This is a genomic window from Photobacterium aquae, from assembly GCF_001029445.1.
GTDB classification, from domain to species: Bacteria; Pseudomonadota; Gammaproteobacteria; order Enterobacterales; family Vibrionaceae; genus Photobacterium; species Photobacterium aquae.
Genome location: NZ_LDOT01000006.1, coordinates 308,798 through 333,415, shown reverse-complemented (window position 1 = coordinate 333,415; position 24,618 = coordinate 308,798). Strand labels below are relative to the sequence as shown.

The 24,618-nt window shown below is 46.6% G+C and carries 23 protein-coding genes; 11 read left to right on the top strand and 12 right to left on the bottom strand.

Annotated features, from left to right (window positions below):
* The first annotated feature begins 77 nt into the window (after positions 1 to 77).
* From potA to ABT56_RS06935, 5 genes are all read left to right on the top strand, one after another.
* Complete coding sequence (potA, locus tag ABT56_RS06955) at positions 78 to 1,226, top strand: spermidine/putrescine ABC transporter ATP-binding protein PotA (protein ID WP_420835120.1); 1,149 nt, start codon at positions 78 to 80, stop codon at positions 1,224 to 1,226.
* Entirely contained in the window at positions 1,210 to 2,067 is an 858-nt protein-coding gene (gene potB, locus ABT56_RS06950; protein ID WP_047878118.1) for a spermidine/putrescine ABC transporter permease PotB, read from the top strand. Before potA ends, potB begins: the two co-directional genes overlap by 17 nt.
* Positions 2,067 to 2,837, top strand: a complete 771-nt coding sequence (gene potC, locus ABT56_RS06945; RefSeq protein WP_047878117.1) for a spermidine/putrescine ABC transporter permease PotC — start codon at positions 2,067 to 2,069, stop codon at positions 2,835 to 2,837. Before potB ends, potC begins: the two co-directional genes overlap by 1 nt.
* 108 nt (positions 2,838 to 2,945) lie before the next feature.
* Positions 2,946 to 3,977: an extracellular solute-binding protein gene (locus ABT56_RS06940; protein ID WP_047878116.1), complete on the top strand. Its 1,032-nt coding sequence runs from the start codon at positions 2,946 to 2,948 to the stop codon at positions 3,975 to 3,977.
* Between the two features lie 344 nt (positions 3,978 to 4,321).
* Positions 4,322 to 5,365: an extracellular solute-binding protein gene (locus ABT56_RS06935; RefSeq protein ID WP_047878115.1), complete on the top strand. Its 1,044-nt coding sequence runs from the start codon at positions 4,322 to 4,324 to the stop codon at positions 5,363 to 5,365.
* Between the two features lie 57 nt (positions 5,366 to 5,422).
* On the opposite strand, the gene ABT56_RS06930 is transcribed toward ABT56_RS06935, so the two are convergent.
* Positions 5,423 to 6,304: a LysR family transcriptional regulator gene (locus ABT56_RS06930; RefSeq protein ID WP_047878114.1), complete on the bottom strand. Its 882-nt coding sequence runs from the start codon at positions 6,302 to 6,304 to the stop codon at positions 5,423 to 5,425.
* A 91-nt stretch (positions 6,305 to 6,395) separates the two neighbouring features.
* On the opposite strand from ABT56_RS06930, the gene ABT56_RS06925 reads away from it, so the two are divergent.
* On the top strand, positions 6,396 to 6,830 hold the full coding sequence (locus ABT56_RS06925) for a PACE efflux transporter (RefSeq protein WP_047878113.1): 435 nt from the start codon (positions 6,396 to 6,398) through the stop codon (positions 6,828 to 6,830).
* Positions 6,831 to 6,881: 51 nt separating this feature from the next.
* On the opposite strand, the gene cobB is transcribed toward ABT56_RS06925, so the two are convergent.
* From cobB to ABT56_RS06880, 9 genes are all read right to left on the bottom strand, one after another.
* The gene (cobB, locus tag ABT56_RS06920) at positions 6,882 to 7,598 is read right to left on the bottom strand and encodes a Sir2 family NAD+-dependent deacetylase (RefSeq protein ID WP_047878112.1); all 717 of its coding nucleotides are present in this window, start codon (positions 7,596 to 7,598) and stop codon (positions 6,882 to 6,884) included.
* A gap of 255 nt (positions 7,599 to 7,853) precedes the next feature.
* Positions 7,854 to 8,930 carry a formate dehydrogenase subunit gamma gene (locus ABT56_RS06915; RefSeq protein ID WP_047878111.1) on the bottom strand — a complete coding sequence of 359 codons (1,077 nt, stop codon included), beginning with the start codon at positions 8,928 to 8,930 and terminating at the stop codon, positions 7,854 to 7,856.
* A gap of 111 nt (positions 8,931 to 9,041) precedes the next feature.
* Positions 9,042 to 9,659, bottom strand: coding sequence for a formate dehydrogenase FDH3 subunit beta (gene fdh3B, locus ABT56_RS06910; protein WP_047878110.1), 618 nt, complete (start codon positions 9,657 to 9,659; stop codon positions 9,042 to 9,044).
* An 11-nt stretch (positions 9,660 to 9,670) separates the two neighbouring features.
* Positions 9,671 to 12,529, bottom strand: coding sequence for a formate dehydrogenase subunit alpha (locus ABT56_RS06905; protein ID WP_047878109.1), 2,859 nt, complete (start codon positions 12,527 to 12,529; stop codon positions 9,671 to 9,673).
* Between the two features lie 13 nt (positions 12,530 to 12,542).
* Entirely contained in the window at positions 12,543 to 12,743 is a 201-nt protein-coding gene (locus ABT56_RS06900; protein ID WP_047878108.1) for a twin-arginine translocation signal domain-containing protein, read from the bottom strand.
* Positions 12,744 to 12,896: 153 nt separating this feature from the next.
* Positions 12,897 to 13,481, bottom strand: coding sequence for a TorD/DmsD family molecular chaperone (locus ABT56_RS06895; protein WP_240478270.1), 585 nt, complete (start codon positions 13,479 to 13,481; stop codon positions 12,897 to 12,899).
* A 24-nt stretch (positions 13,482 to 13,505) separates the two neighbouring features.
* Entirely contained in the window at positions 13,506 to 15,167 is a 1,662-nt protein-coding gene (locus tag ABT56_RS06890) for a 4Fe-4S dicluster domain-containing protein (protein ID WP_047878106.1), read from the bottom strand.
* Positions 15,168 to 15,549: 382 nt separating this feature from the next.
* On the bottom strand, positions 15,550 to 16,221 hold the full coding sequence (locus tag ABT56_RS06885; protein WP_053062399.1) for a DUF3306 domain-containing protein: 672 nt from the start codon (positions 16,219 to 16,221) through the stop codon (positions 15,550 to 15,552).
* A complete protein-coding gene (locus ABT56_RS06880) occupies positions 16,211 to 16,714 on the bottom strand; it encodes a DUF3305 domain-containing protein (protein WP_047878105.1) in 504 nt (167 codons plus the stop codon). The genes ABT56_RS06885 and ABT56_RS06880 overlap by 11 nt, the downstream gene beginning before the upstream one ends.
* Before the next feature lie 276 nt (positions 16,715 to 16,990).
* On the opposite strand from ABT56_RS06880, the gene fdhD reads away from it, so the two are divergent.
* The 5 genes from fdhD (at position 16,991) to ABT56_RS06855 (ending at position 22,815) form a co-directional block, all read left to right on the top strand.
* Positions 16,991 to 17,887 (top strand): formate dehydrogenase accessory sulfurtransferase FdhD, encoded by an 897-nt coding sequence (gene fdhD, locus ABT56_RS06875; RefSeq protein ID WP_047878104.1) that lies wholly within the window; start codon positions 16,991 to 16,993, stop codon positions 17,885 to 17,887.
* A gap of 3 nt (positions 17,888 to 17,890) precedes the next feature.
* Complete coding sequence (locus tag ABT56_RS06870) at positions 17,891 to 18,841, top strand: helix-turn-helix transcriptional regulator (RefSeq protein WP_240478268.1); 951 nt, start codon at positions 17,891 to 17,893, stop codon at positions 18,839 to 18,841.
* A gap of 730 nt (positions 18,842 to 19,571) precedes the next feature.
* Positions 19,572 to 21,557, top strand: a complete 1,986-nt coding sequence (locus ABT56_RS06865) for an SDR family oxidoreductase (protein ID WP_047878103.1) — start codon at positions 19,572 to 19,574, stop codon at positions 21,555 to 21,557.
* A 10-nt stretch (positions 21,558 to 21,567) separates the two neighbouring features.
* Positions 21,568 to 22,086 (top strand): DUF2505 domain-containing protein, encoded by a 519-nt coding sequence (locus ABT56_RS06860; protein WP_047878102.1) that lies wholly within the window; start codon positions 21,568 to 21,570, stop codon positions 22,084 to 22,086.
* A gap of 96 nt (positions 22,087 to 22,182) precedes the next feature.
* Entirely contained in the window at positions 22,183 to 22,815 is a 633-nt protein-coding gene (locus tag ABT56_RS06855) for a TetR/AcrR family transcriptional regulator (RefSeq protein ID WP_047878101.1), read from the top strand.
* Positions 22,816 to 22,932: 117 nt separating this feature from the next.
* Here the strand turns inward: ABT56_RS06855 and ABT56_RS06850 are convergent, their stop codons facing one another.
* Positions 22,933 to 23,301, bottom strand: a complete 369-nt coding sequence (locus ABT56_RS06850; RefSeq protein ID WP_047878100.1) for an MmcQ/YjbR family DNA-binding protein — start codon at positions 23,299 to 23,301, stop codon at positions 22,933 to 22,935.
* 331 nt (positions 23,302 to 23,632) lie between these two features.
* On the bottom strand, positions 23,633 to 24,571 hold the full coding sequence (locus ABT56_RS06845) for an alpha/beta hydrolase (protein ID WP_047878099.1): 939 nt from the start codon (positions 24,569 to 24,571) through the stop codon (positions 23,633 to 23,635).
* Between the last annotated feature and the right edge of the window lie 47 nt (positions 24,572 to 24,618).

Genomic DNA, 24,618 nt, shown 5'->3' with positions numbered 1-24,618 from the left:
AAAAACGCTTTAATTTGAACGTTTAGGGGTCTATCATGCGCCCCCTAAATTCATCCGAACAGTTGGGGGGATTATCTATGAAACCCCTAGGTGGAGAGCACGTAGAATTGAACGCTGCAGAAAACAATAAAGCGCCAGTCATTCAGCTTAAAGGGCTGAGTAAGAGTTTTGATGGTAAACAAATCATCGCTGGCCTAGATTTGAATGTAAACGATGGTGAATTCCTTACCATCCTTGGTCCATCTGGCTGTGGTAAGACAACTGTACTAAGGCTGATTGCAGGTTTTGAAAATGCAGACGCAGGTCAGATCATTATCGCAGGCAAAGATGTAACCGACATTCCTGCCGAGCAACGTAACGTTAATACTGTCTTCCAAAGTTATGCGCTATTCCCGCACATGACAGTGTTTGACAACGTTGCATTTGGTCTACGCATGCAAAAAGTGGCTGAGAGCGAAATTGAACCGCGTGTAATGGAAGCATTGCGTATGGTTCAGCTAGATAAGTTTGCCCCTCGCAAACCGCATCAGCTATCTGGTGGTCAGCAGCAACGTGTTGCGATTGCCCGTGCCGTAGTAAACAAACCAAAAGTTCTGCTACTTGACGAATCACTGTCTGCGCTTGATTACAAACTGCGTAAGCAGATGCAGATCGAACTTAAGCAGCTACAACGTAAACTGGGGATTACTTTCATCTTCGTTACTCACGATCAGGAAGAAGCCCTATCAATGTCTGACCGTATTATTGTTATGCGTTCAGGAAACATTGAGCAGGATGGTTCTCCTCGTGAAATTTACGAAGAGCCAGCTAACCTGTTTGTTGCTCGCTTTATCGGTGAAATCAACGTATTCGATGCCGTCGTTAAAGAACGTTTAGACGAAAGCCGTGTATTGGCTAATGTTGAAGGTCGCCACGCAATGATTCATTGCAAGCTTCCGGTTAATTCTGGCGATAAAGTCAAGGTGATGCTTCGCCCTGAAGATATTCGTCTAGAAGAAATCAACAATGGCGAAGATGGCAATGGCCTAATCGGTTATATCCGTGAACGTACCTATAAGGGCATGACTCTAGATTCTGTTGTTGAACTGGAATCAGGTACTTCAGTCATGGTTAGCGAATTCTTCAACGAAGACGATCCAGATGTGGACCACTCTCTGGGTCAGAAAGTTGCGGTTACTTGGGTAGAAAGCTGGGAAGTGGTGCTGGCAGATGAACAAGAAGCTTAATCTTCAGAACATCATCATTACCATCATCGTAAGTTGGTTGTTGCTGTTTGTCTTCATACCAAACTTGATGATCATCGGTACCAGTTTTCTGACCCGTGATGATGCCAACCTGATCGAAATGACCTTTACACTGGACAACTACATCCGGTTATTCGATCCGCTTTATGCGAAGGTCATGTGGCACTCATTTTATATGGCTCTGGTCGCTACCCTGCTTTGTTTAGCAATTGGCTACCCATTTGCCTACATGATTGCCAAGATGCCTGAAAAATGGCGTCCATTTATGTTGTTTTTGGTGATTGTACCTTTTTGGACTAACTCACTGATCCGTACCTACGGCCTGAAAATCATGCTAGGTACTCAAGGTATCCTTAATAAGAGCCTGATGTACTTGGATATTATCGACAAGCCGCTACGTATCATGTACACCGAATATGCGGTTATGGTTGGTCTGGTTTACATTCTGCTGCCATTTATGGTGTTACCGCTTTACTCGGCGATCGAGAAATTGGATAACAACTACATTGAAGCGGCGCGTGACTTGGGTGCAAACAAGATTCAAACCTTTATCAAGGTTATCTTCCCATTAACCATGCCGGGAATTATTGCAGGCTGTTTGCTGGTACTACTCCCTGCTCTAGGTATGTTCTATGTATCTGACCTTCTTGGTGGTGCGAAGAACCTACTAATCGGTAACGTGATCAAGAGTCAGGTACTGAACGCCCGAGATTGGCCGTTTGGCGCAGCGACAAGTATCGCGTTGACAATCAGCATGGCTATTATGCTCTATGCCTACTACCGTGCTGGCAAGTTGTTGAACCGTAAAGTGGAGCTGGAATAATGGGACGTCTATTTAAATTCAGTTTTATGTCGGTGGTATACGCATTCCTGTATGCCCCTATCATCATCCTGATTGTTAACTCATTTAATGCCAGCAAATTTGGTATGAAATGGGGCGGTTTTACCACCAAGTGGTATCACCAACTAGTCAGCAATGACAGCCTGGTTCAGGCAGCTTGGCACTCGCTAAATATTGCGGTGTTCTCAGCAACGGCAGCGGCAATCATCGGTAGCCTTACGGCAGTCGCCCTCTTCCGCTACCAGTTCCGCGGTAAGCATTTTGTCAACGGGATGCTATTTGTTGTAATGATGTCTCCAGATATCGTGATGGCAATCTCTCTGCTGGCCTTGTTTATCCTTGTTGGTGCTGAGCTTGGCTTCCTAACACTGTTGTTGGCACACATTACATTCTGTCTACCATTTGTTGTGGTAACAGTTTACAGCCGACTAAACGGCTTCGATGTGAAAATGCTTGAAGCAGCACGTGACCTAGGTGCAAGTGAGTGGGTAATCTTAAAGCAGATTATCCTACCATTGGCAAAACCTGCGGTTGCAGCAGGCTGGCTACTGAGCTTCACCCTCTCACTAGATGATGTGATTGTGAGCTCTTTTGTTACCGGTCCAACTTACGAAATCCTACCACTGAAGATTTATTCAATGGTTAAAGTTGGAATTTCACCAGAAGTAAATGCATTGGCTACACTTATGCTAATTGTATCTCTGGTGCTGGTGGTATCCTCTCAGCTATTGGCTCGCGAGAAGATCAAATAATTTAGGCAACATAATGCTTAAATGGCAGAAATGCCAACATGAGCAAGTGGCCTTCGGGCCACTTGTTTTGTATGAATACCCTAAACGGGTTTTGGAGATGATAATCTAATGAAAAAATGGTCCGCTTTTCTAACCGGTACTGCATGTGCAGCAGCTCTTTTCTCAACTGCTGCGATGGCTGAAGACAAGGAATTGGTGTTCATGAACTGGGGTCCGTATATTTCTACGGAGCTACGCGAACAGTTCACTAAAGAAACTGGTATTAAAGTGATTTATTCGACTTACGAGTCGAACGAGACTATGTACGCTAAGCTGAAAGCTCACCCACAGGGTTACGACCTGGTTGTGCCTTCAACTTACTTCGTTGCGAAAATGCGCGATGAAGGCATGTTACAGAAAATCGATAAATCAAAGCTAAACAACTTCAAAGAGCTTGATAAGAACTATCTGGACAAGCCTTTTGACCCAAGCAACGACTACTCCATCCCGCACGTTATTGCGATGACTGGTCTTGCGGTCAATACAGAAATGTACGACCCTGCTGATTTCGACAGCTGGGCTGACCTATGGAATCCTGAGCTGAAAGGCCAGATCATGCTAATGGACGACACTCGTGAAGTGTTCCATATTGCACTTCGCAAACTAGGCTATTCAGGTAACAGCACTGATCCTAAGCAGATTGACGAAGCGAACGAAGAGTTGAAAAAACTAATGCCAAACGTATTGGTATTTAACTCTGATAACCCAGCAGCTCCTTACCTTGCAGGCGAAGTTGGTCTTGGTATGCTTTGGAACGGTTCTGCGGCTGCCGCTCAACGTGAAGGTCTTCCTATTGAGCTGATTTGGCCAAAAGAAGGCGGTATCTTCTGGGTTGATAGCCTAGCGATCGCGAAAAACGCGAAAAACGTTGATGCTGCACACAAGATGATTGACTTCCTACTGCGCCCAGACGTTGCTGCTAAAATTTCTGAAGAGACGGGTTACCTAACAGCGGTTGAGAAATCAAACGCTAAATACAAAGACAACCCTACTCTGTTCCCACCACAAGAAGACCTAGATCGTGGTGAGTGGCAGAACTCTGTTGGCGATATGAACATCCGTTATGAAAACTACTTCCTGGAACTAAAAGCCGGTCAGTAATTTTTCTAAGCGCAACGGCCCTTCGGGGCCGTTTTTCATATCTAGCCTATCTGTTCTTCCTCTCTCCCCTTCCTTTTTTCTACGAGCAATATACAACCAAGCGGTATATAGATAGGGCAATAAAATAGTTTGCACTATTCATACTCAACAATTGATTGCCATAAGACATTGATAGTCTGCTATAATGTTTCACGATTAATTTGTTATCAGTCACAGAAAAGAGCCTAATTCTCTTTTCTTTATTTGTTAGGAGAAGCGGTAAGTATCCAGCCCGGCTCACGCCCCTTTGGTTACATTCGCTAAGAGAACCCTTAAAAATCTTCTTTATTGGAGCATAGAAAATAATGAAAAAATGGTCTTCTTTGATGGCCGGCAGCGTATGCGCAATGGCAATGTTTTCAGGCATGGCTACGGCAGCAGATGACGAGCTGTATTTCTACAACTGGTCTGAGTACATCCCTTCAGATGTACTTGAGCAGTTTACGAAGGAAACAGGCATTAAAGTAATTTATTCGACGTATGAGTCGAATGAAACCATGTACGCAAAACTGAAGACTCACGGTGAAGGTTACGATCTGGTTGTTCCTTCAACGTACTACGTGTCTAAGATGCGTGAAGAAAATATGCTCCAGAAGATCGACAAATCAAAGCTTTCTCACTTTAAAGAAATCGATCCTAACTTCCTGCACAAACCATTTGACCCTAAGAATGACTACTCCATTCCTTACATTTGGGGCGCAACGGGTATTGGCGTAAACACAGAAATGCTAGACAAGAGCAAAGTCTCTTCTTGGGCTGATTTCTGGGACCCTAAATGGGCTGGCCAGCTAATGATGATGGACGACGCTCGCGAATTCTTCCATATCGGTTTGCGTAAACTGGGTTATTCGGCGAACACTAAAAATCCAGAAGAAATCAAAGCTGCGTACGAAGAACTGAAGAAACTAATGCCAAACGTATTGGTATTCAACTCAGACTACCCAGCTAACCCGTACATGGCAGGTGAAACCTCACTGGGTATGCTATGGAATGGTTCAGCATACATGGCCCGTCAAGAAGGTGCTCCGATTGATATCGTATGGCCAAAAGAAGGCGCAATCTTCTGGATGGATAGCATATCTATTCCTGCTAACGCAAAAAATACCGAAGCGGCACACAAGATGATCGACTTCCTACTTCGTCCTGAAAACGCTGCGAAGATCGCTCTTGAAATCGGTTACCCAACACCAGTTGCAACGGCCAAGAAGCTACTTCCAGCTGACTTTGTTAATGATCCAAGCATCTACCCACCTCAAGAAGTGATGGACGCTGGCGAATGGCAGAACAGCGTTGGTAATGCAACACCACTTTACGAAGAGTACTACCAGAAACTAAAAGCTGGTCAGTAATCAAAACAAGCCGGGCTATCAAGCCCGGTTTTTTATTATCATTCAATAGTTTCTTACTTAATCTGGCAACAGGCTATTCAGTGCTTGGTTTAGCCAACTGGCGGCAGGCCCAAGACTCTCCCCTTTCTTTAGCAAGCATTCAATCGGTACCGCCCACTCTTTGTAATCGAAAGTAACGGGTAACAATTTTACTTTGCTGGCAAGAGCCAATTCATCCGCCCTGTGTTTGGGTAAATAAGCCCACCCTAACCCCTGAATCACGTAGTTTTCAAGCAGTCGAAGATCATTGGCGCTCCACTGCCGGGAAGATATCGGTTGGAGCTGGGTCTGATGGTAGCCATTTAAACCCTGGATCAATATTTGCCGATGAGGAACTAAATCTGTCGGGGTTACCTGTGCGAGCGATGACAATGGATGCGAAGGTGCTGCAACCGGCACAAATTTTAGATTACCGATGTAGCGAATATCAACATCGGTAACCAATGACATCTCGCTCAGCATCACCCCTAACAATGCGACACCATCACGTACTAAATGCGGGATATCCACACTTGCTGCCGTGAAGCAACGCAAAGATGTTGACGGAAACTGTTGTTCAAATTCAAAAATGATGTCGTAATAGCGCTGCTTCAGCAGGCTATCATCGACAACAAGACTGATCTGGCTCTCTTGCTGAGCGCTCAGAGCTTTAGCAGTACTGTCGAGTTCCCTTTTCTGCATGAGTATCGCTTCAGCAAACGATAACAAGTGCTTGCCCTGATCTGTGAGAGTCGGCTTACGCGTAGAACGGTCAAACAACTCAACATCAAGGTCAATTTCTAAGTTAGCAATACCCTGACTCACAGCGCTCTGCACTTTGCCTAATTTACGAGCGCAAGCAGAAAACGACCCCAGTTTCGCCGCGGTGACAAACATATTCAGTTGTTCAAGGTTATACATAAGTATCAGTAAAAGTGATGATAACTAACTAGATATAATCATATCTCAAGATATATTTGTTTTCACGATTATCATTAGTTCAGTGATTACCATGACAACAAAAGAACGAATTCTCCATTCTATTTTATTTGAGGTATTTGCCCTACTCATCCTTATGGGGCTCGCCAGCATCTTTACCCAACATAACCCAGCCGTTGTCGGAGGGTTAAGTGTTGCTATGTCTTTGATTGCAATGACTTGGAACTATATTTACAACCTGCTATTCGACAGAGCATTCGGTACAGATCGCCTTTCTCGCAAGCTGGGCCTGCGTATTATTCACGGTATTGGTTTTGAAGGTGGCCTGCTGTTTGTTTCCGTTCCCGTTCTAATGTGGGTGCTGAAAATGGATTTCTGGAGTGTGCTCATCCTCGATTTGGGGCTTGTCGCCTTCTTCTTGTTATACGCCATCATCTACAACTGGCTATACGATCACATTCGAGCCCGATTTTTCACGAAGCAGCCTGCTCAAACGGCCCAAGCCTGACCCATAAAAAAACGCCCGCTTATGCGGGCGTTTTTTATAACCTACTGAAATTCAACTGATTGCCAATAACTCCGCCACATAGGCCGGAACAATATCCGATGCTTGGCCATAACGCTTCTCAGCAAATTCATTTTCTACTTCGCTCGGCTCTAAATTCAATTCTATCGTATGTGCCCCATGCATTGCTGCTTCATGAACAAACCCCGCTGCGGGATATACCGCACCCGATGTACCAATTGAAATAAACAAATCAGCCTCCATCAAGGCTTGATGTATTCTATCCATACCAATTGGCATCTCACCAAACCACACCACATTAGGACGCAACGGTGCCGGGATTTGGCAGCAATGGCAATGGTCATCTAGCGAAATGTCCCCACTCCATTCGACGGTTTGCCCAGTGTTACTACACTGCGCCTTCAGCAGCTCACCATGCATATGGATGATATTCTTACTGCCTGCCATTTCATGAAGATTATCAATATTCTGCGTGACAAGTGTTACCGTGCCATCAAGTTGCTGCTCCAATAACGCCAAAGCTTCGTGGGCTTTATTAGGAAAAACCGAGCCACTCTCTAATTGCTGACGGCGTAAATTATAGAAATTCTGAACTAATACAGGATCACGGTAATACCCTTCCGGAGTCGCAACATCTTCAATACGGTGGCTTTCCCACAATCCATCTTGATCGCGAAACGTTCGAATGCCTGACTCTGCCGAAATACCGGCTCCTGTCAGAATGACAATATTACGATAGGGAAATTGCATGGCCGTGTCCTTTGCTATTCGTATTGACTTGCTTAACTTTATACCATTGTTTTTATACGGTTATAAGTACAGCGACTACGACATTGGTCTAATTCATTTAAAATAATAAAGTTATAGTGCATTAGGATTTGCGTTAATACCACTCACAATAAACAATTCGTCATTAATGCCGTAGGCAAAATGAAATAATGGGCAAGATGACAGATAAAAAAACAGCAGCCTAGGGCTGCTGTTCGTGACTCTTAAAAGCACAACTTACGCATTATTCTGCGAAGCACTGCCTTTTTTATCGGCTTCTTGTGCAGCATCATAACCTGGTTGGTTTTCAGGAAGATCTTTCACTTCGTTGTACCATAGGTCGTGGTGCTCTTTCGCCCATGTTTCGTCAACTTCACCTGTGATCATACCATCTAGCGCCGCTTCCATACCGAACAGACCGATATAGATGTGGAAGATAAAGCCACAAATCAGGATCAGTGCAGAGAACATATGCAGCAGGTTAGACAACTCCATATCACGGCGAGTCTGATCGAAGATAGGGAAATCCAAAACCAAACCAGAGATTGTGATTGCAATACCGAAGAAAATCAATAGCCAGAAAATGGCCTTTTCACCACCGTTAGAGAAACCGGCAGATGGATGCGTACCCTTATGCTTACCTACCATGCCGCCCATTTTCATGAACCACTTGATATCAACCATAGTGAACAGGCTCTTACGCCACCACTTCACCAATACCGCAACAAGTAGGATGCCAAAAATTGGCCCCATGTAGTTATGGTATTGCTTCGCGGCATAAATGATCCATCCCCACACCTCTGTCGGCACAACAGGCTTGATAAAATGTTTACCATAAACGAGTGTCAAACCACTAAATGCCAACGTAAGGAAGGTGAACGCCATACTCCAGTGAAGAGCGCGATCAAAACGGCTCCAGCGTTTGATCTTACGGCCAGTTTTTGGCTTGCTCAGTTTCAATGGGCCAACAACTACGTAAGCCAGTGCCACCATTGCCAAGCTACCGAAAATAGCCAAAGCACCTAGTGGTGACATCCACTTCTCTTTCAAAATGTACCATGTCTGGCCCGGCACACTAATCAATACACCGTGCTCTGGTGATTTTGACGTGGTGTAACCTTCTTGACCATCCTTGACCATGCGCCAATAGTCAGCACCAGCAAAGCCTGTAATTTCTTGCCTTACAACAGACTCGCCTAGACGCTCATTATCAGAATTAGCACTGGTCTCATTACTGGCCACCGCTGACACAGACAGCGTCAGCATAAATGTGGTTACCAGCATCGCAAGCCAATGTTGAATTCGCTTAGTCATAAAACTCCCGACTGTTATCAACAGTGTTTCTCAATCTTGAAATCAACCCACAGTGCGGGATGCAACTGTGGGTTGAAACTACCCCTGCATCAAGCAGGGATAATTAAAGGCTTATGCCTTTTGCTTGTCAGCAGCATCGTAAGCAAGGTCTTCAACACTTGCCCAACCCGCCTCTTTCGCACCACGAGCAACAACACGCTTACGGAAAATGTCAGAGATTTTCTCTGCATCACCCGCTAGTAGTGATTTTGTTGAACACATTGAGGCACACATTGGCAGCTTACCTTCTGCAATACGGTTAGCACCGTACAGTTTGCGTTCCTTCTCTGAACCAGGTTCAGTGTTTGGACCGCCAGAACAGAAAGTACACTTGTCCATCTTGCCACGCTCAGCAAACGCAGTTTGTTTAGGGAACTGCGGCGCACCGAACGGACAAGCAAACAGACAGTAACCACAACCGATACATAGATCTTTGTCGTGCTGAACAATGCCGTCTTCAGTTTGGCTAAAGCAATCTGCAGGACAAACGGCCATACATGGCGCATCACTACAGTGCATACAAGCAACCGAGATAGAGTTTTCGTTTGGTAGACCGTCGTTCAGAGTCACCACACGACGGCGCTGAATACCCCACTCTAGCGCATCGTCATTCGCGTTTTTACAAGCCGTAACACAACCATTGCATTCAATACAACGCTTAGAGTCACAAAGAAATTTCATACGTGCCATCTGATGACTCCTTACGCTTTACTGATTTTACAAAGGGTTACTTTTGTTTCTTGCATCTGGGTAACTGGGTCGTAACCGTAGGTGGTTGCTGTGTTAGCCGCTTCACCTGATACGTATGGTTCACAACCTTCTGGATAACGGTTACGCAGGTTTTCACCCTCGAAGTAGCCACCGAAGTGGAACGGAATGAACGCAAGACCAACTTGAACACGAGGAGTAACCATCGCCTTCACTTTGATGCGACCTTTCTCTGCACCTTCAACCCAAACCATGTCACCATCGCGAATGCCAAGATCGTTGGCATCTTTCAGGTTGATTTCAACAAACATTTCTTGCTGAAGCTCTGCCAGCCATGGGTTTGAACGGGTTTCTTCACCACCACCCTCGTACTCAACCAGACGACCAGATGTCAGGATGATTGGGTATTCGCCAGACATGTCTTTGTCCTGAATTGACTTGTAAAGCGTTGGCAGACGGAACATCGCCTCGCTGTCGTTCCAAGTCTGGTATTCAGGTAGCAGATCACGGCGTGGCGTGTACAGTGGTTCACGGTGTAGTGGCACTTTATCTGGGAATGTCCAAACAACAGTACGCGCTTTTGCGTTACCAAATGGGATACAGCCGTGCTTAATCGCTACGCGCTGGATACCGCCTGACAGGTCAGTCTTCCAGTTCTTGCCTTCAGCAGCCGCTTTTTCTTCTGCTGTCAGGTCATCCCACCAACCAAGCTGCTTCAGCATCTTGTCAGTGAACTCTGGGTAACCATCTTCAAGCTCACAGCCTAGAGAGTAGCTGTCGTCAGCCAATAGGCTTTCACCATTACGCTCAACACCGAAACGAGCACGGAAGTTACCGCCACCCTGTGCAACCGTCTTAGACGTATCGTAAAGAATGTGAGTACCTGGGTGTTGCATCTCTGGCGTACCCCAACATGGCCAAGGCAGACCGTAAGTTTCACCGTTCGCAGGACCACCTACCGCTTCTAGCGAGGTGTTGTCAAACGTATGCCAGTTCTTCTGGTGCGCTTTCAGACGCTCAGGGCTCTGGCCTGTGTAACCGATAGTCCACATACCCTTGTTGAATTCACGGGTGATGTCTTCGATTACTGGGCGGTTATTTTCAATCTTAATGTGCTTGAACAGTTGATCAGCAAGACCTAGCTTCTGAGAAAGCAGGTACATGATCTCGTGGTCAGGCTTAGATTCGAATAGTGGCTCAATAACCTGATCACGCCACTGGATTGAACGGTTAGTTGCCGTTACAGAACCCGTAGTTTCGAACTGAGTTGTCGCCGGTAGCAGGTACACGTTATCGGTACGGCCGTTCATCACAGCTGCAACACCTGGGTACGGGTCAACGATAACCATCATATCCAGCTTACCCATTGCCTTGCGCATTTCTGTACCACGAGTCTGTGAGTTCACAGCGTGGCCCCAGTAGAACATGGCACGGATGTTGTCGTTTTGCTCGATATTCGCCTTGTCTTCCAACACGCCGTCGATCCAGCGAGAAACCGGAATACCCGCGTTGTACATTGGCTTCTTGCCGTGGTATTCGTTTTGGTCAAAACGGCCTTTCAGCCATTCGTAGTCCACATCCCACACTTTTGACCAGTGCTTCCACGCACCTTCAGACAGACCGTAGTAACCAGGCAGGTTATCAGACAGTACGCCGAAGTCAGTTGCACCCTGTACGTTATCGTGACCACGGAAGATGTTTGCACCGCCGCCAGATTTACCCATGTTGCCAAGAGCAAGTTCAAGAATACAGTAAGCACGTGTGTTGTTGTTACCAGTAGTATGCTGAGTACCACCCATACACCAAACTACACAGCCAGGACGGTTTTCAGATAGCATTTTCGCTGTCTGGTATACGTCGGCTTCTTTAACGCCAGTTACGCGCTCAACTTCTGCAGGGTTCCATTTCGCCACTTCTGCGCGAACTTCGTCCATACCCCAAACACGCTGGCGGATAAACTCTTTGTCTTCCCAGCCGTTCTGGAAGATGTGGTATAGCACACCCCAAATGAAGGCAACGTCAGAACCCGGACGTAGAGAAACATAGTGATCAGATTTAGCAGCAGTACGAGTACGACGAGGGTCAACAACGACAATCTTACAGTTGTTACGCTCTTTCGCGATCAGAATGTGCTGCATTGCAACTGGGTGTGCTTCAGCAGGGTTTGAACCAATAAACAGAATCGACTTACAGTTATGCATGTCGTTCAGTGAGTTGGTCATTGCACCGTAACCCCAAGTGTTCGCAACACCGGCCACTGTGGTTGAGTGACAGATACGCGCCTGGTGGTCAACGTTGTTGGTACCCCAAAGTGATACCATTTTACGGAACAGGTAAGCCTGTTCGTTGTTGTGCTTAGCAGAACCTAGGAAGTAAACAGAATCCGGGCCTGACTCTTCACGAATTTTCAGCACTTGCTGACTAACTTCGTTTAGCGCTTGTTCCCAGCTCAGCTTCTGCCACTTACCGTTAACAAGCTTCATTGGGTACTTCACACGACGCTCACCATGGCCGTGTTCACGAAGTGCCGCACCTTTTGCACAGTGGCCACCAGCATTGAAAGGATGGTCAAAAGCAGGTTCCTGGTGGGTCCATACACCATCCTGTACTTCGGCATAAATACCACAGCCAACAGAACAGTGAGAACAAATGGTACGCTTCACTTCTTTTGGTGCATCATGCACGTCTTGAGACGCTGCCTGTGCCTTTTTCATCATGCCCGGTGCAAACATACCTGCACCAGCAATACCACCAGCCGCAGCCAGTGATGAATTACGGATAAAGGAACGACGTGAAATACCTAGCTGGTTCTCGTCCTTGCTCACGTTGTCGGAACGTTTAATCAGTTTCATTTATAGCTCCGCCTTACAAGGTTTCGTAGTAATCGCGAATGTGTTGTGTTTCGCGATAGCCTGTTGTTTTTTCATTTTTCTTCTCATCAGCTTGGACAACTTCGGCATGTACAGCCGTTGTTGCGCCCGCCGCAACAGCACCAGCAGCCACAGTCAGACCAATGTTTTTCAACAATTGGCGACGGCTTTGATCGGGTTTATTGTGCTCACTCATAAAAGCTAGCTCCTTTATCTTGTTCCTGTATTCACTAAGTAGCGGTCAGGAATCACTTTTTATTGCTAAATTTTTCTTAATCAAACAACTAGCCGCTTAAACATCAACGCAATCTAGTTGTGACGTCGTAACAGAAAACAAATTAGGTTGATTTTAGTTCACTTCAACAAAACGTGTTTTTTCGATGGTCAGGAATTGCAGTGCCAATTCACCAACAGCGCTATAAAACACAGCACTATTAGCTGATTTCATATCTAGGCACAGGCGTTCAAACCAAGCCGCAATGTGGCGATTAAAAAACGTTTTCTGCAAATGCGCATCACCCGATTCCACCAGCATTGCCATAACTTCAAGCAAAGCGGCAATGTGATCTTCAGGTTCTTTAACTGACTCATCTCGGGCAAAACCCAATTGAGCAAGATCACGACGAAGGTGAGCCAGAGGCATTTCCATCAATGATCCCGTCAGGTACCAACAACCGTAAGGAACAATTTCTCCACGGCCAATGCCGATAAACAGATCTTGATACTCTTCTTCTACCGAAAGCACAGATGTTTTCTGAGCTGCCAATTTAAGAACAGGCCAAGCACCGGCCATACCTGCAGACGCATTAGCATTGGCATCAACATCCAATTCGCTCAGCCAAGCAAGTACCTCTTGATCAGGGGCACAACGCAGCAAACGAGCTAACAGGGCGTAAATATCAACGCGCAGTACACTTTCTTCTTGTGTGTTCATTTGAGGAGATTCCAATTGCATGTCTTACACTCTTAGCTGGCTTTCTGGATCGTCAATAACTGATGAGAAAATATCTCGTACACGACAGTCTTCACACATTTGCAATCGACGAATTGCATCACCTTGGAAATGTGAGTGACCTTGTAACTTTTCAGTTAGCATTTTCACCATAGAAGCCGGTGCAAAAGCTTTACCGCAACTGGTACAGCAAGCAGCCTCTTCTTCATGAACGGTTTTCGCTTCCTGACGTGCTTTCTGATCCCATGAAATACCAGGAACCAGAGAAATCACTTTTTCAGGACACGCTTTTTCACACATACCACATTGAACACAGTCTTGTTCAATGAATAGCAATCCTGGACGATCACCAATTGCATGCAATGCACGAGTTGGACAAACCGCAACACAGCTCATGCACAATGTGCAATCTTCCGTACGACAATCTACCGAACCATAAGGTGCATTCTCTACAACGTCTGAACGCGCAGGTTTTTCAGGCGCATTAGCGTAAAGGGCATCAAGAACCGTAAAGAGTTTGGCTCGCTTATCCCCTTCTAGGCGGTTTTCCATTGTCAGCAATGCATCGTCAAACGCGGTAAAACGCTCGGCGTCTGCAAAATCAAACAATGTAATCCGTGAAGCATCAAAGCCAAGATCCCCTAGCAATGTTTGCGCAGTTGCCAATTCATTGCGAAGTACACGATCAATCGTTTCAGGAATATAAGACGTATTCGTAGCCAGAAGCACTTGATGCGCACCGTAAGCCAATGCACTAAACCAAGTATCAATACCCACAGTCGCCAATTCTTCCAGAGCAACTGGAATCACAGATGATGGGAAATGAGCCAAAGCACTACAAACAGCAGCTTCATCGCGATTACCGAAGAACAACAATGTCGGTGCTTCACCACCCTCTTGTTGATAACGGGTCAGCAAACGATGAACGAAATGCTGAGTATTGTCCGGATCAGGTAATGCATATGTAATGGCTTCTGTCGGACAAGCTGTTGCACATGTACCCACGCCTTGACAAAGGTATGGATTAATATCAATAGCATGGCCGTTACTGGTCAATGCACCAGCAGGACAAGCATCCAAACAACGATCACAACCTGATACGCCACGAGATGAATGGGCACAAAGATCTGGATTCAGACGGAAATACTTAGGTTTATCAAACGTACCGATCATAGCCGGTAGTTCTTCAATAACCGTCGCCAGTTTCGCTTTACTTGCACCGATGGCGTAATAACCAGGCGCTGGGATTTCAACATCCATAACGCCGTCGGCGGTCAGATCAACGATCAAATCAAAACAATCGCGACCAATAGCCACTTTTGCCAGATTGGCCTTTGTCAGCATGCCTTCTACTTCACATGTTGCCTCAAAGGCACCAAGGTAACCTTTTAGTGCAACATGACTCGCGAAATAAAGATTGTCACGCTTCTCACTGTTTTCTGCTTTTTCTGTGGCAAGTAGGGTTACCGAATTCAAAGCGGAAAATTGTGGAGCCAGTGTTGTAATAGCGTCTTCTGCACCAATGATCAGCAAATTACCACGGCTTTCATAAGAAACCGTAGGTGGGATCAGGTTCGCAAGCTCAACTGTCCCTTTCAGGGCAGCCAAACGAGCCTGACCATTGCGATCATCAATTGCAGTCTGTGCTTCTAGTGTACTATTTAACATTCTTATTCCTGTCTACTCGTCACCGCAAGTCAGTGCCGATTGAAACGAATACTTTTTAAAGTAATTTTTCAGGTACTTAGAAAAAATTTTCGTTTCGTACTCAGTAATAGAGCAATAACCGTTCCAACTTTTTACGGAATAAAATGACCTATAGGGAGCTAAAATAACTAAGAGACATTTTGCCTTAACCGATTAGGGACAATTTGTCCCAGTCAATTTTGCGTCATGCGCCAAAATGTCCCGTCTTTTTTTATGGGTATTATTCCCTTTTTGTCCCATTGTCTGTTTTTTCTGCGCTTCGAGTGAAGGCGGCCTTACTAAACTTATTATTTTTCATTAGCCTATTGGCTTTATCCGCCTTGCTGTCACGCCAATCTCTGCGTTATGCGGATTTACCTGTTGGTGTGGCACGCTCTTCATCAGAGAAATGTTCACTGGCCACCTCAGTAGCATCTGACTGCACAAGAGTATTTGCAGACTGTTCAGCCTCATACACACTCAAATCAGACGGCATAGCAATGCCAGATTCTATTTCTGATGCCAATGCACCCTGTCCACCAGCCAACGCTGTATCGGCTTTACCCTCGCCTTCTAGCATCGACTCCACATTTTCCACAGCCTCATTAACCCAATTACGCAATTGGGCTGTCACCTTGCTATCTAGCACAGGAACATTTGAAAAGTCCTCGGTGTGATCGTCCATATCGCTGACATAGTTAAACTCATCAGAATGGAACAATTTACGAAGTGCTGCTTTCTTTACAGACTTCTCAACACCCTTCTTCATGAAATCTGTCACGCCAGACTCATAACTCACGGCGGCTACATCTGCCAAAGTCAGCGCCGGAGTCTCAGTCTCGCAATCAGAGGCCTCATCTACGGTAGGCTCAGAACGGTGAACAGCATCGCTATGCGCTATAACCTCGTTATCAGCTGAATTATCAACAACCTGTAATGCCGATTCTTCCGTTTCAATAACTGGCTCAATATCCTTATTTTCTTCCCTTGCCTGTAGCTTTCGGCTTGACCAACGCTGGAAGAAATTAGTTGCCACTAGAACGCCCCTTTCTGTTCTTGTCTCTACAACGATTCTTACGGAATTCTATCTGTTCGCCATGTCGGCCAATATAAGCCTCCATCCATGCCTGAACCTGAATTGGTGTTTGGATATGCAGGACTTGGTAGTCACCGTCCATATAACCGCTGGCCAGTCCTTGAGATGCGGTGATCAACAATGGCGATAACTGCTCGTTTTCCTCTTCACACACAATGAAAAGGTGCGGGTCACGAGAGCTAAGATTGAAGCGGTAATCAGAGCGTTCATGGCGATACAACTCTAGAGGTAGAACATAGCCTCCCTCCACGGCAGCCAATGACTCTTTCTCCTCTTCACCATACAAACAAACGTCTTCAATCGACCAAGACAGTGTTGTCCAGCGACCAATCTTTTTTTCTTCAGAAACCAACCGGAAACCAATAGGCCAAATCGATTCATCTTTATGTAGTTCTGGCACGCTCGCTCCTTCTCTCTGGAAATGACGCAACATAGATGCAAAGACCACGCCAACTTTCTACGAATTGAAAAAATTGGAACGATGTTTGCTTACCTAACACCATGCCATCAAGTCGGCATCAGCGACAAATGCAAATCAAGGTGGTGCATTTATGAGATTAGCCCCCTTCTAGCATTTCGCGAATGTAGGCTTGAGACCCTATGGCCATTGTCGACATTGCTGAGTTCTCATCTCCACAAACCACCAGCACGACTTTGCCCTAATCTGGGTTACCCTTATATGTCAGTCTGTAAAAGCAGGAATTCTTTAATGAACCAATTGCCGAAGATCATTAAGACCCAATCGTCCGTCAAGCAAACCATGACCGTAGAAGTGATGGATGAATATGGCGACATGATGGAAAAAGAAATCGCCTGCGAGCACCCGCTAACGGTTTACCTCAACTGGATTGAAGTTGTTACCCTAATGACCTTGGGTGAGCGCCCTTCCGCTTTAGTGCTGGGTTACCTAAAGAACCAAGGGTTTATCGAAGATATATCCGCCATCGAGTCACTTATCATTGACTGGGATACCAATTCCGCCGCCGTGATCACCCGCGAAAATACGGAAGGCGTCAAAAAGCAGCTAGAAAAGAAGACGGTGACGTCTGGCTGCGGTCAGGGCACGATGTTTGGCAACGTCATGAAAAAACTTGAAGGGATCAGTCTTCCTACGCCGACAATTCCCCAGTCTCAGCTTTACGGCCTATTGGAATCCCTCACTCATCATAACGATACCTACAAGGCTGCAGGCGCGGTTCACGGGTGTGCTGTCTGCAAAGGAACCGAAATCCTCTCGTTTGTCGAAGATGTTGGCCGTCACAATGCCGTTGATACGCTGGCAGGCGAAATGTGGCTAAATGGCGAGACAGGATCCGACAAGATTTTCTATACCACAGGTCGCCTGACGTCTGAGATGGTGATCAAAGTCGCCCAAATGGGAATTCCAGTGCTTCTTTCTCGTTCTGGCGCAACTCAAATGGGCTATGAGCTGGCACAAAAACTCGGCATTACCATGATTGCCCGTGCCAAGGGTCATCGTTTCCAGATCTACAACGGCAAGGAAAACCTGATCCTCGATGTGAAAGGCGGCACAAACAACCACCAGCTTGATGATAGCCATAAGCCTACCCACAAAGGTGATACCGACTCTAGGAAAAAGGCTTAAACCATGACGCAGGAAAATAACCAGACGATGCCCAATACCGTGCCCAATGCATTTCCCGAGTTCATGAATGCCAAGCAAGTTGCCGAGTACCTGGATCTCAATGAAAAGAAAGTTTACGCCTTGGCGAATGACGGCTTGCTGCCTGCAACCAAAGTGACGGGGAAATGGCTGTTCCCCAAAGCGATGCTCGACAAATGGCTGCTTGAGTCTTGCCATAATGGCGCCATGAACGATCGGCTGTTGATTGCCGGCTCCGATGATCCTCTGCTTCAGCTCATTATTGGCGACATTGCCAATAAAATCGGCAGTACAGCAATGGTTGGCTATACCTCGACAGGAACCCGTCAAGGACTGGCGATGCTCAGTAAGGGCCACGTTGATATGTGCGCAATTCATTGGGGTCATGCTCACGAAGCCCCTTTGCGCCATCCTGCGCTTGTCCAGCAATATTCAGGGCACCGTAACTGGGTTCTCATTCATGCTTTTGAGCGTCAGCAAGGACTGGTTGTGTCGCAGGAAATCGCAGAGTGCGTCAATAACCGTTCGCTGATGCCCCAAGAGCTGATCGCTGCACGCTGGCGATGGGCGTTACGCCAAGAAGGTGCAGGCAGTATGCGTGCCCTCTCCGAGTGGCTGCACAATCATGCCTATACCATCGATATGCTAAACCATGTCGATACTTGCAATAGCGAACGAGAGCTCGCTTCTATGATTGCCCGCGGGCAGGCCGATGTTGGCTGTGCAAGCCAAAGTACCGCGGGGGAGTTCGGGTTAGGGTTCATTCCCTTGTGTACCGAAGCCTTTGAGCTGGTGATCCCGAAGAACATCTATTTTAGAACGCTACAACAACAGCTGCTAAGTGCATTAACCGATCCTCTTGTACAAGCCAAAGGTGATCAGCTCGGAGGATATAATTTCGAACGTACCGGACAACAAGTCTGGAGCGCAAACTGATCCTCAACTGATACCTAGCAGCATTCCCTTCAACGGCCAAACGTCAGTCTCCCTGACGTTTGGCCGTTACCTACAAACGCCCTAATGCCTAATAAATAAAACGTCCCCAACGCTCATTTCATCTTTTTATCCGAAAAACCAATTTGATTGCATATTTTTGTATCCGTCGTTATAGCCGTGCGGAGGAATACCATCATTTAATCTTTCACGAATATAAAAGTGCGAACATTTGCCATCTAAATAACCATGGCCATATCTAACTCTGCAAAACACTAGCAAAAGCAGCAGAGCATGCCGAGAAGAAATAGAAAAACCTATTAACAACAAGGTTTAATCCCCTTTATACCCTCTTAAATGCCTTTTTCAGCAAGGCAGGAAGCACAGTATTTTAACATCTGGCAGCCTCACGCATGAGATGCAAACTGGTCACTATTGACTATGTTGATGATTGAATAGAAGCAAATCATCGAGACCAGTCGCAAAAACAAATATGAACATAAAGACATATTGCCGATATTTCTCACTGGTCAGATGTGAAAGCTGTAACAGATGTTGAATTTATGTGAGCAAATACTCTAATTGGATAAATTCCCTTTAGGAATCTTGAACGGGAGCACATTTTGACTGGTTTTACTTTGAGTCACTGTGCGACAAGATGCACACTAAAGTTGGTCATCAGACCAGTAAATTACTCTGCACATGAATGTCTAATACCGCGTAAGGAGTGGTCATGAATTATTTCATTACCGGCGCAACTGGATTTATCGGTTCTCAGTTACTGCAAAGGCTGGCTAAGCGTCCTGGGGATATCTACCTTCTCACCTATGATCAACTGTCTGAAGATAGGCTCTCCGCACTAATCGAAAAGCACCAACTACCCAAAAACAAATTTCATTGCATTAAGGGCTCAATTACCGAACCTAACCTCGGTATTTCAGCCGAAGATACAAAGAGACTGACTGGAAAAATCACCCACTTCTTCCATCTTGCTGCCATCTATGATTTGACAGCGAGTGAAGAAGACATGATGCGTGCCAATATCGACGGCACCGAGTACACCCTGCGTTTTGCCGAGCGTATCAATGCAGGTTGCTTCCACTACTTCAGCTCCATCGCTGTTGCCGGACAATTCCGTGGCTGGTTCCGCGAAGACATGCTCAACGAAGCGACTGGGCTTGAGCATCCCTACTTCGCCACCAAGCACAACGCCGAAAAATTGCTGCAGGAAACCGCAACCATTCCTTGGCGTGCTTACCGTCCAGGTATCGTAATCGGTGATTCCAAGACTGGCCTCGCCGATCGTATCGACGGCCCGTACTATTTCTTCAAGGTCATTCAGAAAATTCGTCGTGCGCTCCCTGAGTGGGCTCCGCTACTCGGCCTCGAAGGCGGACGCCTGAATCTGGTTCCCGTGGATTATGTTGCCGATGCAATTGACCATATCTCTCACAAGGAAAACCTCGACAATCAATGTTTCCATATTGTCGACCCTGACCCTTACCGGGCTGGTGAAGTCATCAATATCTTTGCCGAAGCAGGTCACGCACCGCGTATGGCAATGCGCCTTGATATGCGTGTTTTCCGTATGGTGCCTTCACATCTATGGAGCCAACTTGGCCAGATCCCTGTCCTCAAACGCTTTATTGATGCCATCAGCCAAGAGATGGATGTCCCTAAAGACGCGATGAGCTTCTTTAACTATCCAACCCAATTTGATTGCACGAATACCTTGAACGCCTTGTCAGACAGCCAGATCACCTGTCCTCGTCTGCCTGATTATGCCGATAAGATTTGGGATTACTGGGAGCGCAACCTAGACCCTGAGCTATACGTAGAAAAAAGCCTTAAAGGCTGCGTTGACGGGAAAGTCGTTGTGATCACCGGCGCATCATCCGGTATCGGCTATACGACGGCACTTAAACTTGCCTCTACCAAAGCCAAACTGGTACTTGTTGCCCGCGACCTTGAACGCCTGCAACAAACCCGCAATGAAATAGAACGTCTTGGCGGCCAAGCATTTATTTATCAAAGCGATCTCAGCAAAGATGAATCTGCGCAAAAAGCCATTGAACAAATTAAGCGTGATCACGGCAAAGTCGATATTTTGATCAACAATGCAGGCCGTTCTATTCGCCGCTCGGTCAGCAAAGCCACTGACCGCCTGCACGATTACGAACGTACCATGCAGATTAACTACTTCGGCTCGCTACGCATGATCCTCGGCAACCTGCCTGAAATGATTGAGGCCAAACAGGGCCATATCATCAACATTTCGTCGATTGCCGTGTTGACCAACCAACCGCTGTTCTCAGCCTATGCCGCCTCTAAGTCCGCACTGGATACCTTCACCCGTACAGCCAGTATCGAGCTAGGTGGTCAGGGCATTAATTTCACGACGATTAACATGCCGCTGGTTGAAACTCGCATGATCTCCGAGCATTACCGCCATGAGGGGGGCATCCCGCTGCTCAGCCCAGAAGAAGCCGCTGATCTCATTATCAAGGCTATCATCGAGAAGCCGAAGCGTATTGCAACCAAACTCGGCCTGCTCGGCGCCTTCGTTCACGGCGTCTACCCTAAACTCGGTGAACTGCTGATGGCAACAGGTTATAACCCTGACCACGGTAACGCCGATGAAGGTGAAGACAGCGAACGCAAAGAGCCAACTGCAGACGTGGTTGCTTTGAATAGCATCATGCGCGAAATACACATGTAAGGAGCAGATCATGCAAGTTACAGCGATACATGACTACAAAGAAGACCTTGATACCCTGCTCCGGTATTTCAGCGAAGAAGCGCTGATCATCGACAAATACACCAAGCTCGGTGGCAAGCAGGTCAAGGTAGTTGGGCTGGAAGAAACCGAAGACGGCTTTACCGTCACCACCCAACGAGAAATGCCGGCTAATGTTCCACGCGTCCTCAAAAGTTTGCTGGGCAGCTTCAACACCATCAAACAAGATGAAACGTGGCGCTGGCAAGAAAACGGTGGCCTCCAGTGCAATTTCGATGTCGAAATTCTTGGGGTACCGGCAAAAATTCGCGGCAAGATGTGCTTTACCGAGCCGACGGATCGTCCGAATATCGCCACCGTCAACAAAGTCTATGTCGATGTCGATTCATCGGTTCCTTTGGTGGGCGGCACGCTGGTGTCTTTCATCTGTACAGATATCAAAGAACAAATGCAGGCTGAATATGCGTTTCTTTGCCAATCACTCCCTAAGCTGATTGCAGAAGAAGCCTAAACGCCGTATGGCAGTGGACGATAAGGCCGGGGCATCACATGCTCCGGATGTCGACCTCTGCCATTACGTTGGTTCACCATGTACAAGGAAAGCACGATGAAAACCAAAGACAGGATCTTATCGGTTAGCCTAGAACTGTTTAACCGCGACGGCGTCGCCCAGGTCAGCACTCTGATCATTGCGACAGAGATGGGGATCAGCCCGGGCAACCTGTACTACCACTTCCGCGGCAAGGATGAAATTATTGCCACGCTGGTTAGCGAATTGCAGAATTCACTGACAACCTTGAGCAACGAATATGCCGACAAAGTCAAAGATTTCGATGACTACTGGCCATTCATGCACACGGTGATGGCGCTATTCACCCACTACCGCTTTTTGTTTCGTAACTTAGACAACCTCAATGGCCACAACCCTCAGATCAAACGCAAAATTCGCACCTTGATTCTGAAGTTACGCCATATGTGCAATGAAATGCTCAAGCATTTGGTTGTTCTGGGTAAATTGAAATGCGACAGCGAGAGTCTCCCGCTCCTCGCTGATAACCTACTGCTGGTCAGCCTCAATTGGCTAAACTACCAAACACTGCTTGATGACCATTACAGCGAAAGCGAACTGGTACGCTCAGGGGTACTTCGATTGATATCAATGGTAGAACCCTACCTCGCCGAGAGCGCAACTTCGCCTTTCTTTACCCATGAAGATTTGGTGAAAGAGCTGGTAACCTGAGCCACTCGCCCAAAAAATAAATATCAACAAGAAGCCATAAACCAAACAGCCTGCAGATGCAGGCTGTTTCTTTTGGCGTTGATTTAATGCCGCTACACTAGCACGGATAATCTTCGTCTAGCACTCGGCACCTTGTAGACGAAGCCGGTCTTTTTCTGCTTTGGTAAGCTTGGAAGCCACCAGCTTGTAAGAGCGCGATGCCAGATCCTCCAGCATAGGAACAGGTACATCACCAGCGAGCTCGACAGTGATCCAATGCTGCTTATTCATATGGTAACCCGGAATAATCCCCTCAAACTGGCTAACCAGCAGCGAGTTATCAACCGGCATGCCTTTTAGCGTGACTCGCATTTTTCCTTTATGCTCTGCCACCAGCGCGAACATCTTGCCCATCACCTTGAATACCTCGGCATCCGGGCCAAACGGATAGCTACTTTCCGCAGAAGGAAACGAAAGCAAATACTCGACCATTGTCTTAGGCTGCATAATAAAAACCCTGTGAATGAATACACTCAAGATCTGATTTTTACCACAAATGCACCCAACGCGAAATTCTCTTGCCCCCAGAGTGCTTTCAATAACCCAATTCAGATGTAGATCGGAAGGTTATTGCAACGCAAACATGAGGGGCTAAGAAAGCATCAGGTTCCAAGACAACAAAAACTATTAAGGCAAGACTTGCCTGCTCTTAACAACAATTCACAGGCAACAGACTATTACGAACACGAGACATTAAAAACGGAGCAGGACATTTAGAAAATTTGCAGATCACAAAGACAATTCTTCGTAAAGTTAGCATTGCATTCGTAGAACAAAACTAACTCGCCCGCTTGGTATCAACCGCCTTCGCTTGCTTGAATTTCTCTGCAACAAACGCTGTCATCAACTTGATCGCCTCTCTCGCCTCATTCAGTTGATAAAACAGCGGATAGACATGCGGGACACCTTTGACAATATGAACCGTGACATCGTTTCCGGCTTCTCCCATTCGTTCCGCGAGATGGATAGCATCATCCATCAAAAGCTCTTCGGTGCCCGCAGTAATGAAGACCGGCGGTAAATCATGATGATCGGCATAGTAAGGTGAAATATCTGGGATACAGGGATTCTGCAAACCAATGTAGTTGTTACGCATTAACAGCAAAGTACCAAGATCAAAAAACGGATCATCCTTGCTCTTCAAAAATGCCGATTCCCCTGTAACCGCCATATCAGAGACCGGCGACATCATCAAAGCACCAGCAGGCATCGGTAGTTTGGCTTCTCGCAAACGCAGCATAGTAGTGAGAACCAAGTTGCCACCCGCTGAATCGCCCGCAAAGAAGATATTTTGAGGAAGGTACCCTTTCACCAACAAAGCGCGATAAACGGCGTAACAGTCATCAGGAGCGGCAGGATATGGGTTTTCAGGGGCCAGTCGGTAATTGACCATCAAACCACGAGAGTTTGTCGCACCGGCTAGGCGGGCAAGAAAGGCATTATGAATACGGGGGCTATGAAAACAAAAACCTCCGCCATGAAAATACAGGATTATTTTGTTGCCACTACTCGTTGGCATGTCAACCCAGTCACAATCGACATCGGCAAACTTGGTTGGCGTGACTTCCATTCCCTTCGGAGCCGAAATAAACGGCCCGTAATTGTCAATAGACAAAATCAAGCTGCGCATTTCTTCCGTTGAATGGCAATTTGCCAATCTCTGCCGCATGATCCGAAACAAAACCTTGTTGAAAGCCCTATTACGCCAACTATCCATAACTGCCACCTGTGTTACAATTCATTTACAAACTTAGAATTAAACTA